This window comes from Dechloromonas sp. ZS-1 (assembly GCF_039649255.1).
In the GTDB taxonomy this organism is placed as follows: domain Bacteria; phylum Pseudomonadota; class Gammaproteobacteria; order Burkholderiales; family Rhodocyclaceae; genus Azonexus.
The window spans coordinates 47,155-61,482 of record NZ_JBDIYD010000002.1 but is presented as its reverse complement, the minus strand read 5'-3'; the positions used below and the strand labels follow the sequence as shown (position 1 = coordinate 61,482).

General features: G+C 61.0%; 10 protein-coding genes. 3 read left to right on the top strand and 7 right to left on the bottom strand.

Translation table 11 applies throughout. From position 1 onward, the window contains the following. Positions 1-25 precede the first annotated feature (25 nt). On the top strand, positions 26-880 hold the full coding sequence (locus tag AACO21_RS03085; RefSeq protein ID WP_346191023.1) for an alpha/beta hydrolase: 855 nt from the start codon (positions 26-28) through the stop codon (positions 878-880). Positions 881-883: 3 nt separating this feature from the next. Here AACO21_RS03085 and AACO21_RS03080 read toward each other — a convergent pair whose 3' ends face one another. The 3 genes from AACO21_RS03080 to AACO21_RS03070 all read right to left on the bottom strand — a co-directional run bounded on the left by AACO21_RS03080 (position 884) and on the right by AACO21_RS03070 (position 5,625). After that, positions 884-1,642 (bottom strand): M90 family metallopeptidase, encoded by a 759-nt coding sequence (locus AACO21_RS03080; protein ID WP_346191022.1) that lies wholly within the window; start codon positions 1,640-1,642, stop codon positions 884-886. Beyond that, positions 1,642-2,529: a DMT family transporter gene (locus tag AACO21_RS03075; protein WP_346191021.1), complete on the bottom strand. Its 888-nt coding sequence runs from the start codon at positions 2,527-2,529 to the stop codon at positions 1,642-1,644. The genes AACO21_RS03080 and AACO21_RS03075 overlap by 1 nt, the downstream gene beginning before the upstream one ends. A gap of 84 nt (positions 2,530-2,613) precedes the next feature. Beyond that, positions 2,614-5,625, bottom strand: coding sequence for an EAL domain-containing protein (locus AACO21_RS03070; RefSeq protein WP_346191020.1), 3,012 nt, complete (start codon positions 5,623-5,625; stop codon positions 2,614-2,616). A gap of 203 nt (positions 5,626-5,828) precedes the next feature. Here AACO21_RS03070 and AACO21_RS03065 point away from each other — a divergent pair, with 203 nt between their 5' ends. Further along, the gene (locus AACO21_RS03065) at positions 5,829-8,051 is read left to right on the top strand and encodes a bifunctional (p)ppGpp synthetase/guanosine-3',5'-bis(diphosphate) 3'-pyrophosphohydrolase (RefSeq protein ID WP_346191019.1); all 2,223 of its coding nucleotides are present in this window, start codon (positions 5,829-5,831) and stop codon (positions 8,049-8,051) included. A gap of 6 nt (positions 8,052-8,057) precedes the next feature. On the opposite strand, the gene AACO21_RS03060 is transcribed toward AACO21_RS03065, so the two are convergent. From AACO21_RS03060 to AACO21_RS03045, 4 genes are all read right to left on the bottom strand, one after another. Beyond that, entirely contained in the window at positions 8,058-8,591 is a 534-nt protein-coding gene (locus tag AACO21_RS03060) for a DUF2242 domain-containing protein (protein ID WP_346191018.1), read from the bottom strand. Positions 8,592-8,654: 63 nt separating this feature from the next. Further along, entirely contained in the window at positions 8,655-10,736 is a 2,082-nt protein-coding gene (gene ppk1, locus AACO21_RS03055) for a polyphosphate kinase 1 (protein ID WP_346191017.1), read from the bottom strand. Between the two features lie 97 nt (positions 10,737-10,833). Next, entirely contained in the window at positions 10,834-12,201 is a 1,368-nt protein-coding gene (locus AACO21_RS03050) for an isochorismate synthase (RefSeq protein ID WP_346191016.1), read from the bottom strand. Then, positions 12,198-13,451, bottom strand: a complete 1,254-nt coding sequence (locus tag AACO21_RS03045) for an AMP-binding protein (protein ID WP_346191015.1) — start codon at positions 13,449-13,451, stop codon at positions 12,198-12,200. Before AACO21_RS03045 ends, AACO21_RS03050 begins: the two co-directional genes overlap by 4 nt. A 181-nt stretch (positions 13,452-13,632) precedes the next feature. Here AACO21_RS03045 and AACO21_RS03040 point away from each other — a divergent pair, with 181 nt between their 5' ends. Further along, complete coding sequence (locus AACO21_RS03040) at positions 13,633-14,295, top strand: SIMPL domain-containing protein (protein ID WP_346191014.1); 663 nt, start codon at positions 13,633-13,635, stop codon at positions 14,293-14,295. The last annotated feature ends 33 nt before the right edge of the window (positions 14,296-14,328 follow it).

Genomic DNA, 14,328 nt, shown 5'->3' with positions numbered 1-14,328 from the left:
ATAAACCAACAAGAAGGAGGGGAGCATGACAATCAATCAACGCGGTGTGCAGTGCATCAGTCCATCCGGCTTGCATCGGATGGCGTATACCGAATGGGGCGCACGCGATAACCCGCGCGTGCTGGTCTGCGTGCATGGTCTGACGCGTAATGGCCGGGATTTCGATGTCCTGGCCCAGGCTTTGTCCAGCCATTACCGGGTGATTTGCCCGGATGTGGTCGGGCGCGGCGTGAGCAGCCATCTGCGTGATCCGGCAGGGTACGCCATTCCCCAGTATGTGGCGGATATGGTGACGCTGATTGCCCGTCTGAATGTCGACCATGTCCATTGGCTGGGCACGTCCATGGGGGGGCTGATCGGCATGGCGCTGGCAGCGCAGCCGGGAACGCCGATTCATCGCCTGGTCTTGAACGATGTTGGCCCCTTGCTGCGGGCCGATGCCCTGCGCCGCATCGGCGAGTACGTTGGTGCCGATCCCAGCTGGCCGAGTTACGAGGCTGCCGAGGTTTACATCCGGGCGATCAGTGCGCCGTTTGGTCCGCTCACCGATGATCAATGGCGCGCGCTGTCTGAAAGCAGTGTCCGTCAGGGCGCCGATGGGCGTTGGCGTTTCCGCTACGACCCGCAGATCGCGGTGCCTTTCCGCCAGGCCTTTGTCGATCAGGATATCGATCTCTGGCCCTTGTATGACGCCATTGCCTGTCCGACCCTGGTCATCCGTGGTGCCCAGTCCGATCTGCTCGACGAGCCCACCTGGCAGGCCATGGGTGAGCGGGGGCCGCGTGCGGCGCTGGCACAGGTGCCGGGTGTGGGGCATGCGCCCATGTTTCAGGATGCCGCTCAGATCGCCCTGGTGCGGGAGTTCCTGCTGGCCAGCTGAGCGTCAGGCGCGGGCCAGCGGGTCTTGCCGGTAGTAACGGCAGAACAGCTGGTAGAGCGCGGGATAGTCGGTATTGAGGAGGGCGGGGCTGACGAAGAAGGTTTCCGAAGCCACCGCGAAAAACTCGCCTTCATCCTGGCTGGCATAGGGATCGATGCGGGTTTCTTCCCCCGCATCGACGCGCGTGCAGAAGTCTGCAAAAGCAGGATCGAAAACCGCCAGCCAGTCTGCTTCACGGATACCCGAATGCAGGGCCGGGATGCCATCGGCGTCCCCGTTCAGCATGTCCAGTTTGTGGGCGAATTCGTGGATCACCACGTTGTAGCCCTCGTAGCCGGCCTGGCCACTGAGCTGGGCATCCTGCCAGGAAATCAGCAGCGGGCCGCCGGCCCAGGCTTCGCCGGACAAGACATCGTCGAGTTCATGGACGATGCCGTGATCGTCCTCGATGCGGCGTTGCACGACGAACTCATCGGGATAGACGATGATCCCGACCCAGTCCCGGTAGGCGGACAAACCCAGTCCCAGAATGGGCAGGCAACCTTGGGCGGCAATCGAGACACAGATTTCGTCGCTGAGCACAAGGCCCCCGGCCGCCGTGAATTCCTTTTCGGCGAGAAAGGCTTCGGTCAGCGTTTTCAGCTGTTTTTGCGCGTCGACCGTCAGGCAACGCAGAAACGGCAGTTTGTCGACGGTCGACTGCCACAGGGTATCGGAAATGGCTGTCGGCTTCGTCCGGCGCAACCAGTCGAACAGTCCCATCAGGCCTTTTTCATCGTCAGCCAGATCCCGGCAAAGATGAGGCCGATGCCGAGATAGTGATACCAGAAGGGAACCTCACCGAGAAACACGGCAGAGAGCAGGGTGCCGAACACCGGCATGAGGTGGATGAAGAGACTGGCCTTGTTGGCGCCGACCTCTGCTACCCCGCGATTGTAGAAAATGTAGCCGACGAAGCTCGGGAAAATGCCCACGTAGGCGAGGGCGGCCAGCGATCCCGGATAGAGATTGATGTGCCGGCCGCTGGCCATTTCCCACAGGTAAGCCGGGAACAGTGCGGCCAGGCCGACGGCGGTAAACGCCGCGAGCATCAGCATCGGGTGTACGCCGGCCGGGCGCCAGGCCAGGCCCACGGTGTAGATGGCCCAGATGAGCACGGCACCGAGCATCCAGACGTCGCCGATATTCAGGTTGAGATGGGTCAGCACCTGCAGGTCGCCGCGTGCCACGATGGTCAGCGCACCGATCAGGGAGAGCAGCAAACCCAGGCCTTCCTGACCGCGCAGGTGCTTACCCAGGAAAGCCCAGGAGATGGCAATGGTGGCGACGGGGATGAAGGAGTTCAGGAGGACAGCATTGGTCGCCACGGTGTATTGCAGGGCGACATAGGCAAAGGTGTTGTAACCGCCGACCCCCAAGAGCCCCAGGATGAACACGGGTTTCCAGCCCTGCTTCAGCTGCGGCCACTGGCTTTTCAAATGGGGCAGGGCCAGGGGGAGGACCAGCAAAAAGGCGATCAGCCAGCGCCAGAAAGCCAGGGCCATGGGCGGGATGTCGGCCCGGATGCCGCGCCCGAGCACCATGTTGCCGCTCCAGAAGAGGGCGGTGAGGGTCAGGAGCAGATAAGGATTGGTGAAGCGTTTCAGCATGGTGGGCGATTATGCCTGAAAAGCCGGGGGCTGCCGGGCGCGTTTACCCTGAGGCCGGCCTGCCCGTTTTGCCCGGACAGCGCATCAGGCGGGCAGGTGCATCACGGCCCGATGCAGGTGGTGCAGACTGTCCAGCAGCCGGGTCCTGCAGCGGTGCAGTTCGCTGATGCGGGCGCGTGCTGCCACGGGCGACTCTGCCCGCAGGGTCAGCAATTCTTGCCCGCAGCGATGGGCGTCAAGATGGCGCTCGAGCACTTGCTCGAAAGCCGGGATGCCACTGTAGCGGACCCGTCCATCGCCGCGCAGCCATTGACCGAAGCGGCAGTCGCGCGGGTCGGTGGGCGGCAGGGGCAGGGTTTCGTCGTCGGACATCAGGACTGTTTCCAGTTGGCGAATCCAGCGGACGTGATCGATTTCCACCGTGAGCAAGGGGAGATCGCCGCTCGGCCAGCGATTGGCCACCCGCCATTCCGCCGGCTGTTTCCATTCGAGTATCCAGTTGGCCAGTGCCGCCGCCGGCATCGGTCGGGCGATGCCGAAGCCTTGGCCCCATTCGCAGCCGAGTTTGAGCAGCAACGTGCCGTGTTCGATCGTGGCAACCCCCTCTGCCACCACGCGGCGCCGGAAGGCACCGGCCAGACCGATGACGCCATCGACGATGGCCAGATCGTCCGGGTTGTCGAGCATGCTCTGGACAAAGGAGCCGTCGATCTTCAGTGTTTGCATCGGCAGTTGCTTCAGGTAGGAGAGCGAAGAGTAGCCGGTGCCAAAATCATCGATCGCAAATTGCACGCCGACCTGACGACACGCTGCGATGCGCTCTGAAATCTGTTCAAGGTCCTGGAGTGCGGCTGTTTCGACAATTTCGAACTCCAGTTGGGGCGGCAGCACATCCGGATAAGCATCGAGCAGATGGTCGAGTCGCTCAGGAAAGTCTGCTTGCTGCAGGTGGACCGCATCGATGTTGAGGCTGACGGCCAGTTGCAGTCCGCGCTTGGCCCAGTCGGTCATCTGTGCAAGTGCTTCGCGGATCACGTATTCACCGAGCTCGGCCTGACGGTGCAGGGTGTCGATCAGGGGCAGGAAATTTTCCGGCAGCAGCAGGCCGCGGGTGGGGTGTTGCCAGCGTACCAGCGCCTCCGCACCGACGATCTCGCCTTGGCGCATGTCGACTTTGGGCTGGTAGTAGAGGACGAATTCCCGTTCCCGGAACGCCTGTTCGATTTCCAGTGCCTGGGCGTTGTCGACCGCCGCCATGTGCTGCCGGTAACGCATCTGACGCCGCCGCCCGGAATGTTTGACGATGTACATCGCGTGGTCGGCATGACGCAGCAGCATGTCGGGATCGGTGGCATCGTCCGGGTAAACGGTGATGCCGGTACTCGCACTGATGGCCATCCAGGTGTCCCCGACTTGCAAGGGTGCATCCAGCGCGGCATGGACGCGCTGCAGGGCGTGGCTGATCTCCTCCGGCGAGCTCAGCTCATTGAGCAGGATGACGAATTCATCGCCCCCCAGACGGCAGACCGTGTCGTTTTGGCGCAAGGCATGAGTCAGACGGCGGGCGACCTCGACCAGTACCTGATCGCCGGTGGCATGTCCCCACTGGTCGTTGATCGGCTTGAAGTTGTCGAGGTCGAGATAGCAGATGGCAAAATGGTGCTGGTGGCGTTCTGCGAGGGCAATCGCCTGATGCAGTCGGTCGCTCAGCAAGGCGCGGTTGGGCAGGCCGGTCAGTGCGTCGTAATAGGCCATGTGCTCCAGCTTTTCCTGGTTGGCCTTGACGTCGGTGATGTCGGCAATCATGCCGATGTAGTGAGTGGTCTCGCCCGATTCATCACGAATCGACGAAATGCTGGTGTGCTGGGTGTAGAGGCTGCCATCCTTGCGCCGATTTTTCAGTTCACCACGCCAGAAACCCTCTTGCAGCAAGGTTTTCCAGAGTCCGTGGTAAAAGCCCGTGTCATGCATGCCGGAACTGAGCAGACGGGGCTTTTGCCCGATCAGTTCGCCACGCCCATAGCCGGTCAGGCGGGTGACGCTGTCGTTGACGTCAACGATGACGCCCTTGGCGTTCGCAATCAGGATGCCTTCTTCCGCATGGCGGAATACGGCGGCAGCGAGGCGCAAGGCCTGTTCGCGCTCGCGCAAGCGCTGGTTGTCGCCGATGATCCGCCGGATACCCATGAGCAGGACCCCGGCAAGAGCGAGCAGGCATCCCAGCAAGTACGTGCCATAGGTGTTGAAAATGTCCTGCCAGGTGACCTCCTGGTTGGCATAGGGACCGAGGTGCGTCTCGCGAAATAAGTCGTGGACGGTTTGATAGTTCTGCGGCAGGGTCCAGCCATGGATGTGCGCCTGCTTTGCGGCCTCGGCCTCGGCGGGCATGGCGAGGAGGGCGATCAGGACTTGTTTGGTGATCGCTTCGGGCAGATCGCCGACGCGGGCCAGGGGCCATTCCGGATAGAGTCGGGTGGAGTGCAGGAACGGGTAGCCCGAGGTGTGACGCGCATCAATGATGCGCAGGGCGTGTGCCGGTAATTTTCCGGCGGCTTGCAGGGATTCGATCAGGTCGGCGCGGATGAAGCCGGCATCCGCCTTGCCGCTGAGGACGGCATCGATGACTTTTTCGTGGTTGCCGGTTTCCTGGATCTGGGCGACATCCTTTTCCAGGTCCAGCCCCTGTGCCTTGGCTTCCCGCAGGTGCATTTGCCAGCCGCCCAGGCTCGAACGATCGGGAATCGCCAGGCTTTTTCGTTTGAGATCGGCGTAATGAATCAAGTCCAGGCGTTCAGGCCGCGTGATCGCCACGCCGCCAAAATGATTGAGCGGGCCCTGCGGGCCAGCAATCAGGCGGGTGGCAACACGTGAGATACGCCCGGTGGCTTCCAATTCGGTGTAGTGACCCGTATTGGTGATCAGCAGATCGATGGTGCCGGTGCGAACGGCCTCTTCGATTGCGGTGTAACCAAGGGGCATGATCCGGAAAGCTTGGCCGGGAATCTGACGGGTCAGATAATCGGCATGTCCTTGCCATTCTCTGAGCGCAACATCATTGCCACGGTAGGCCAATACGCCAATGCGAATATCGGCCATGGCCGAGTGTACGCAGGCGAAACAGCCAAAGAAGGAAAACAGGAGGATCAGATACGCGCTGAGCCCTGTCCTGAATTTTTTTGTCATGCGGAGAGACTGGGGCGATAACGTATCTATCCTATATTAACGTATCAGAATTAACAAAAATTCTTGATTGATATCAGGGCTGCATTTCCGCTGATGGGCGCCGTATAATTTGACGAATGGTTTCCGTCATTCATTCTGTTGCCGCTCAGAGCAACTTCGATCAGTTCCTCGCCACCTTATGCGAGGGTGTGTCGCCGGAAGAGGCTGGGCGTATTCGTGCTGCAGTCGAATACGCATGGGAAGTCTACGGCGACAAAAATCTGGGTAGTGGCGAACGTATCTGGTCGCATGCATTGGGCATGGCCTTGATCATTGCCGGTTTGCGGCTCGACGCGGAGTCCCGTATTGCGGCTGTTCTCTTCGCCATTCCATCGCACGTCGAACATGCGGTCACGCATATCGAGGAAAAATTCGGCAAGGCGGCTGCGCATCTGGTGCATGGTATTTCCCGCCTGAACAGGCTGCGCCCGATCACCAAAGGCTTTGTCGCGACCAATATCGAATCGGATGAGACCAATCCGGCAGAGATGAAGGCGCAGGTTGAAGTACTGCGCAAGATGCTGCTGGCCATGGTCGAGGATATCCGCGTGGTGTTGCTCCGCCTGGCCAGCCGGACTCAGACCTTGCGCTTTTATGCGGCCAATCCGGACGATCTGCGCGTGCCGGTCGCACGGGAAACCCTCGAACTGTACTCGCCGCTGGCCAACCGCCTCGGGGTCTGGGAATTGAAGTGGGAACTGGAGGATCTTTCCTTCCGTTTCCTGCATCCGGAGACCTACAAAAAAATCGCCAAGATGCTCGACGAGAAGCGGAGCGAGCGCGAGCAGTTCATCACCGATGCCGTGGCCAAAGTGCGGAGCGAACTGCGGGTATGCGGGGTCGAGCAGGCAGAGATCTACGGCCGACCGAAGCATATCTACAGCATCTGGAACAAGATGCGCAAAAAAGGCGTGGAGTTTTCCGAGGTCTATGACGTCCGTGCCCTGCGCATCATCGTCGATGACCTGAAGGATTGCTACACCGCCCTGGGCATCGTCCATAACCTGTGGGTACCGATTCCCAAGGAGTTCGATGACTACATCTCGAATCCGAAGGGCAATTACTACCGCTCGTTGCATACGGCTGTCCGCTGCCCGGATGGGCGCAGTCTGGAAATCCAGATCCGTACGTGGGAAATGCACCGGCATGCCGAACTCGGCGTGGCGGCGCACTGGCGCTACAAGGAAGGCAGCAAGCGGACCTCCGAAGACAGCTATGACGAGAAAATTGCCTGGCTGCGCCAACTGCTGACCTGGAAGGATGAAGTCACCGACAGTTCGGACTGGGTCAAGCATTACAAGCAAGCTGCGCTGGATGAAACCATCTATGTGATCACGCCACAGGGACGTGTGGTCGATCTGCCGCAAGGGGCGACGCCGGTCGACTTTGCCTACCGGGTGCATACCGATCTCGGTCATCGTTGTCGTGGTGCCAAGGTCGGGGGACAGCTGGTGCCCTTGAATACGCCGTTGGAGACCGGGCAGCAGGTCGAAATTGTCACTGCCAAAGTCGGTGGACCGTCGCGTGACTGGTTGAATCCTTCGCTTGGTTACATTCATACCAAGAGTGCACGGACCAAGGTGCGTGCCTGGTTTGCCAATCTGGCCCTGGAAGAAACCCTGGCCGAAGGCCGCGCAATGATCGGCAAGGAACTGCAGCGGGCCGGCCAGACCAGTGCGAACATCGATGATCTGGCCCAGAAAATGGGATTTACCCGGGCCGACGACTTGTACATCGCTGCCGCACGGGGCGATTTGCAACTGCGTCATTTCCAGACCGTGGCGCGGGGGGGCGATCTGGCGGCCGAGAATCAGGCGCCGGATACCGTCACGGCACGGCCGAGCAAGCCGGTTGAAGGCAATCAGGGCATCCTGATTGTCGGGGTCGACAAGTTGCTCACGCAGTTGGCACGCTGCTGCAAACCGGCACCACCGGATGAAATCCAGGGGTTCATCACCCGTGGCAAGGGCGTCTCCATTCACCGTGCGGATTGCTCAAATTTTGCCAATCTGGCGGCTTTGCATCCGGAGCGGGTGATCGAGACGGACTGGGGAACCCAGACGACCGGGGTGTTCGCAACCGATATCGTCGTGGATGCGCACGACCGCCAGGGCTTGCTGCGCGATATTTCGGAAATTTTCACGAAGGAAAAACTCAACGTGGTCGGGGTGAATACCCAGTCGAAGCAGGGGAAGGCCCACATGAGCTTTACCGTGGAGGTCGGCAACCTGCAGCAATTGCAGCGCACCCTCGGCTTGATTCACGACATCGAGGGCGTGGTCGGCGTTCGCCGTGCCTGATCGAACTCAGTCCTTCAGCGTATCGATCAGGACGAACAGTCTTTGGTAAAAGCCGGGGTCGGAAATGGTTTCCTCCCCGACCTTGACCAGCGAAGATTTGTCCGTCGGCCAGGGAACGGAAATCGAGCCCAGGCCGGCCACCGACAGCCCGGTGCTGCTGCCGCCGGATTTCAGCTCGTAGCGGGTCTGCAAGGCATTCGCGTACAGCGTGCTGTCCTTGCCCGTTTGCAGGCAGACCAGCGTGAGGCGCAATTGCACCTGATGCTCGCTCTGCGGCTGGAAAAATTTTGAACCGCGCAGATTGAGCGGGGCGGAAGCGTCCACTTCGTAACCTTGGCTCAGCAGGGCCCGCTTGCCGTGTTCGCAGAGGACGAGGGGCGGCAGATCGCTGTGAAACTGGAAGGGCGTTTCGGCATCGAATGCTTCGTTGCGATAAGCCGGTGCCGGAGCAGAAGCACACGCGGCCAGCAGGGTGGCCAGAAGCAGCGGTAAGGCAAGGCGGGACAGCATCGGTGCGGTGTAAGAAAAGGCAGGAAGCACGCGATTCTATCTGAACTCGGGACGTGCTTGCGGCACGCCCGGTTCAGCATGTCGGATTGTTGCTCAGAGATTGCCCAGTGTCAGCATCAATTCGCTTTGTGCACTGTGCGGCTTGGCACGGGCCGAGCGACGACGTTGGTACTGGCCTTGGCTGTTCATGTCCCAGCCTTGTTGATTGTCGGCGAGATAGAACTTCAGGCCTTCGTTGATCACCCGCTTCTTGAGTTTTGGATCGAGGATGGGGAAGGCAAGCTCAATGCGCTTGAAGAAATTGCGTTCCATCCAGTCTGCAGACGAGAGATAGACCTGCTCCTTGCCGTCGGCATGGAAGTAGAAAATCCGGTGATGTTCCAGAAAGCGACCGATGATGGAGCGCACCCGGATGTTCTCCGATAGGCCGGGAACGCCCGGGCGCAGGGCGCAGACGCCGCGGACGATGAGATCAATTTCAACACCGGCCTGCGACGCCTGATAAAGCGCATCAATGACTTCCGGTTCGAGCAGGGAGTTCATTTTGGCGACGACTCGACCCTTGCGGCCAGCCTTGGCCGCCTCTGCCTCTGCCTGGATGGCGATGACCACATTCGGTTGCAAGGTGAATGGAGCCTGCCAGAGCTGTTTCAGGGTGCGTGCCTTGCCCAGGCCGGTGAGTTGCTTGAACACCTCGGCGACATCGTGGGTGACTTCCTCATTGGCGGTCAACAGCCCGAAATCGGTATACAGCCGTGCCGTACGCGGATGATAGTTGCCGGTGCCAAGATGGGCGTAGCGCTTCAGGCCGCCTTCTTCCCGACGCACGATGAGCAGCGCCTTGGCGTGGGTTTTATAGCCCACCACCCCATAGACGACATGGGCGCCAACCTGTTCGAGCTTGGTGGCCCAACTGATGTTGGCTTCTTCATCAAAACGGGCCATCAGTTCGACGACCACGGTCACTTCCTTGCCGTTCTGGGCAGCCCGGATCAGGGACTCCATGAGGACCGAGTCGGTGCCGGTACGGTAGACCGTCATCTTGATGGCGACCACGGCGGGATCGGTTGCTGCCTGCGAGAGCAGTTCAATGACCGGCGCAAAGCTCTGGTAGGGGTGGTGAATCAGGATGTCACCCTGACGGATACTGTCAAAAATGCCGACGCCCTTGGTCAGCCCTTTCGGCAAACCAGGCGCAAAGGCGCGGAATTTGAGATCCGGACGGTCGACCCAATCCGGAACCTGCATTAAGCGGACGAGGTTAACCGGGCCATTGACGCGGTAAAGGTCCACTTCCTTCAGTTCGAACTGGGCGAGCAGGAATTCCGTGATGGCTTGCGAGCAGTTGTTGGCGACTTCCAGGCGAACGGCGTTACCGAAATGCCGCTGCGGCAGTTCGCCCTGGAGTTTGGTGCGCAGGTTGGTGACTTCTTCCTCATCGACGAAGAGGTCGGAGTTGCGGGTGACCCGGAACTGGTAGCAGCCGAGTACCGTCATGCCGGTGAACAACTCATCGACGAATTCATGCAGGATCGACGACAGGAAAACGAAACCGTGTGCACAGCCGGAGAGGTCTTCCGGTAACTGGATAACGCGGGGGAGTACACGCGGCGCCTGCACGATGGCGATGTTCGAGCTTCGGCCGAAGGCATCCTTGCCTTCCAGTTCGACCGCGAAATTCAGGCTCTTGTTCAGGACGCGCGGGAAGGGATGGGAGGGGTCCAATCCGATCGGGGTGAGCACCGGCACCATCTCGCGATGGAAATAGTTGCGGATCCACTCGCGCTGAGCCTCCGTCCAGGTGGAACGGCGAAGGAAGCGGATGCCTTGCTCGGCCAGCATGGGCAGAATGATTTCATTCAGGTGCTGATATTGTTCGGCGACCATGGCGTGCGCTTCAGTGCTCACCTGACGGAAGGCTTCCTGTGCCGTTTTGCCATCGGTCGTGACCGCCGAACTACGGGCCCGCAGTTGTTCTTTCAGTCCGGAGACGCGAATCTCGAAAAACTCGTCCAGATTGCTCGATACGATGCAAAGGAAGCGCAGGCGCTCCAGCAGGGGGACGCGCTCATCCTGGGCTTGTGCCAGGACGCGGCGGTTGAAGGCCAGCAGGCCAAGTTCGCGATTGAGGTAGTTTTCGGTCGGGAAACGGGGGGTCAGCTGTGCAATGGTCATTCGTACGCTCCGGGGATCCGGACAGTATATGCCCGGCGAGCCGCATTTTGTTGCGGTGATGTTTCAGGATGATGACATCCTGAAATACTGCCGGAAACTAGGCGCTTTCCTCGACTGCGTGCTGTTCTCTGCGTGTTTCGGTGGGCAATCCCAGAGCGTGCAACAGGGTACCGAATTTGGCATTGGTTTCCGCCAGCTCCTGCGCCGGGATGGAACCGGCCACGATGCCGGCGCCCGCCTGCAGATACGCCTGCTCCCCACGGAGCAGGGCTGAGCGTAGCGCAACCGAGAAGTCACCGCTGCCATCGCTGCCAAGCAGGCCAAAACCGCCGCTGTACCAGGCTGTGCGGGCGGGCTCGTGTCGCTGCAGCCAGCGCTGGGCTGGCTGCGAAGGAAAGCCGCCGACGGCGGGCGTGGGATGGAGCGCGTCGAGCACCGTCAGGCAGCGCACGCCAGGGCGGGGTTGTCCGCTGATGCGCGTTCGCCAGTGAGTCAGCATACCTGCTGGCGCTGCCTCCGGGCGAGACAGTTCGAGTCCGGTGACCAGCGGCGCGAGGGCACCCAGAATGGCCTCGGTGACCAGGGACTGTTCGTGGCGATTTTTGTCGCTGGCGAGCGGCGGGGAGTCCTGCCAGGCCGTTCCGGCCAAGGCCATGGTTTCGAGTTGCTGCTGCGAAAATCGGAGCAGGCATTCGGGCGTGGCGCCGAGGAATGTCTCGTGCCCGGTGCCATGGGCGTAGATCGTGGCATCGCGCTGCTCGGCACAGAGGGTCTCAAGGAGACGCATGGGGGCGATCGGCTGATCATGCCTGAGCCGAATCTCGCGACAGAGCACCAGCTTTGCCAGCAGGCCACTTTCAATGTCGCTCAAGGCATGGCGGGTACGTGCCAGCCAGCGCGCTTCTTCCGCCGAATCCCGAATCCGGAGCATGCGTTGAGGCAGAAGTGGATAGGGGGGCTGGGCCGGTGTCAGCAATGCGATGGCGCTGTTCAGACCCACTTCAATATTGCCCGCCGCCAGGGTGATGATGGCGCGCAGGGTGTTCTCTTGCTGCTCAATCAGCAGGGTGGGGATGCCGAGACGGGCATTGGGCCAAGCATTGTTGCGTTCAGGGTTGAAAGCAAAACCGCAGAATGCCTGCCGGACAGGCGTATCTGCTTCATGACGCCAGGCGTGGCATACCGCACGCCAGGCATGATCCAAGGTCGCGAAGCGTTGCGGGCCTTCGCTGTCCAGCAAGAAGGCCTGGCCCACGCCGAGCAGGATACGGCCCTCACCTGGGCGAGCATGGAACCAGAAAGGCTGGTTGCCTGGCTGCCAGCACTGTAGCCAAGCCCGGTCGGGTGTGTCCGGCAGGTCAATGGCAATGCTCAGCGGTGTGCCGGGCGGAGCAGCAGCCGCCAGTTTGCTGAAGCGCTGACGCGTCGAAAGAGCCCGCAGCTGGTTTTGCAGGTCGGCAATCATGCGTTGTCTGCGGCGAGTTGCTTGAGCTGGATGCGCATCAGCTTTCCCGCTGAATTGCGCGGCAAACTGTCCAGTTGCAGGTAGCGGCGCGGGCGCAAGGGCGGGGGTAAGTGCCGGGCTGCGTATTCGGCCAGTTGAGCCGGGTTGCTGTCACCGACGAACAGCGCCATCAGGCTGTCTCCCCAGACTGGATCGGGCAGGGCCGTGACGGCGATATCGCGAATACCGGCATGGTGGCTGAGTGCATCTTCGATTTCCTGCGGGTGAATGTTGCGCCCGCCGCTGATCAGGATGTCGTCGGCCCGTCCCTGGATATGCAAGCGACCTGCCTCATCCAGGTAGCCCGTGTCGCCCGTGGTGAACCAGGCATCGTCAGGGAGGCGCGCTTCTCCCAGATAGCCGAGCATACGCTGTGTGCCGCGAATCTCGATGCGTCCTTCGGGGTTACGCCGAATTTCGACTCCCGGCAACGGTCGACCGGCGAGACCCGGTTGCCAGGGGCCATCTTGTGGTGTCCAGGAAGCAATCTGGGCCGCCGTTTCGCTCATGCCGTAACTGGGGTGCAGCGGCCATCCGGCTGCCTGGGCGCGTGCAAACAGGGCGGCATGGAGTGCAGCGCCACCGATCAGGACATGGCGCAAACTCGCTGGTGGGCGCACGCCGGCATCCAGCAACTTCGCGAGCATGGCGGGGACCAGGGAGAGGTGGCTGACGGGATGACGGGCAAGGCAATGCGCGATCTCCGAGGCATCGAATTGTGCCGTGAGGCAGATCCCCGCACCGGCCATGTAGCAGCGCCAGAGAATCATCTGGCCACCAATGTGGATCAGGGGCAGGCAATGCAGCCAGACATCACCCGGTCCGATGGGGAGTCGTTCATTGGCTGCACGGGCCGCCTGATTGAGGGCGCGCAGCCCCAATTGAACGACTTTGGGACGGCCTTCCGTGCCGCTGGTCGAGAGCATCAGGGCGCATTCGGGCAGCGGTGAGATCGCTAGCGGCGTAGCGCGTTCCTGTGGCCAGAAGGGACGTTCAGCCAGACTGGCGAGCAGCGTTTGTTCAAACAGGTGGCGGCGAGCCCCGACAGCGAGGACGGGGGCGGTGCGGCGAAAGCGGATGGCGCTTGTCCGTCGCAATGCCGCCAGGAGTGCGCCTAGACTCAGGGACTCGGCACCATAGATCAGGCCCGGCGCATCCGGATGGCGTGCAGCGTTGAGTGCCAGATGGTGGGCGAGGGGCAGATTCTCCATAAGCACAGGATTATAGGGGGCGCGATCTGGATGGCATCGAATTTGGATCAAATTGGCCATCGCTCCGGGCAGCCCAAGGATGGATACAAATCCTTACGCATTTGCTCAGGACGGCGATCGTGGCGGTCATTATGATGTTCTTTCCAGAGCAGCCTGCCTGCTCGTTCTCAGGAGTACATTCATGAAGACATTGCTTGCCCTTTGCGGTCTGTGCGCAGCCCCGGCCTTTGCCGGCCCCTTGATTGATCTCTCGGTCGATAGCAGTCGGCCTGCGGCGAACGATATGGTGCGTGCCACGGTGTACAGCGAAGCCAACGGGAGCAATCCCGGCGATCTGGCGCGCAAGGTCAATCAGGAAGTTGCCGAGGCCCTGAAGCAGGCCAAGGCCAAGAGCGGCATCACGGTCAAGAGTGGTCAGCAGACGACGTATCCCGTTTATGGGCAGGGACGGCGTATTGAAACCTGGCGCATGCGTAGCGAACTGATCCTGGAGTCGCGTGATGCGGCCGCCATGTCGGAATTGGTGGGGCAGTTGCAGCAGATGCGTCTGGCAGTGGGCGAGTTGTCGCAGATGCCCTCGCCGGAAACGCGTCAGAAGGTCCAGGATGAAGTACTCAAGGATGCACTGCAGGCTTTTCAGGCAAGAGCAGCCTTGATTGGCCAGCAATTCGGCAAGAGCTGGAAGATCAAGACGATGAGTATCCAGCAAGGAGCTCAAGGGCCGATGCCCAAAGTTTACATGGCCCGTGCCGCCATGATGGCCGAGGCTGCACCGGCACCCATCGAGGCAGGTGAAAGCCAGCTTACGACCAGCATCAGCGGTCAGATTGAACTCGCAGACTAAGTCGCCGCCCTATTCAAGCCTGTCGCCCGTTCT

What these genes read in the sequence shown, in the direction of transcription:
- AACO21_RS03070 (WP_346191020.1), bottom strand. Translation starts at nt 5,625, where the DNA reads ATGGCCGATATTCGCATTGGCGTATTGGCCTACCGTGGCAATGATGTT.
- AACO21_RS03050 (WP_346191016.1), bottom strand. Translation starts at nt 12,201, where the DNA reads ATGATTGCCGACCTGCAAAACCAGCTGCGGGCTCTTTCGACGCGTCAG.
- ppk1 (WP_346191017.1), bottom strand. Translation starts at nt 10,736, where the DNA reads ATGACCATTGCACAGCTGACCCCCCGTTTCCCGACCGAAAACTACCTC.
- AACO21_RS03045 (WP_346191015.1), bottom strand. Translation starts at nt 13,451, where the DNA reads ATGGAGAATCTGCCCCTCGCCCACCATCTGGCACTCAACGCTGCACGC.
- AACO21_RS03040 (WP_346191014.1), top strand. Translation starts at nt 13,633, where the DNA reads ATGAAGACATTGCTTGCCCTTTGCGGTCTGTGCGCAGCCCCGGCCTTT.
- AACO21_RS03065 (WP_346191019.1), top strand. Translation starts at nt 5,829, where the DNA reads ATGGTTTCCGTCATTCATTCTGTTGCCGCTCAGAGCAACTTCGATCAG.
- AACO21_RS03080 (WP_346191022.1), bottom strand. Translation starts at nt 1,642, where the DNA reads ATGGGACTGTTCGACTGGTTGCGCCGGACGAAGCCGACAGCCATTTCC.
- AACO21_RS03075 (WP_346191021.1), bottom strand. Translation starts at nt 2,529, where the DNA reads ATGCTGAAACGCTTCACCAATCCTTATCTGCTCCTGACCCTCACCGCC.
- AACO21_RS03085 (WP_346191023.1), top strand. Translation starts at nt 26, where the DNA reads ATGACAATCAATCAACGCGGTGTGCAGTGCATCAGTCCATCCGGCTTG.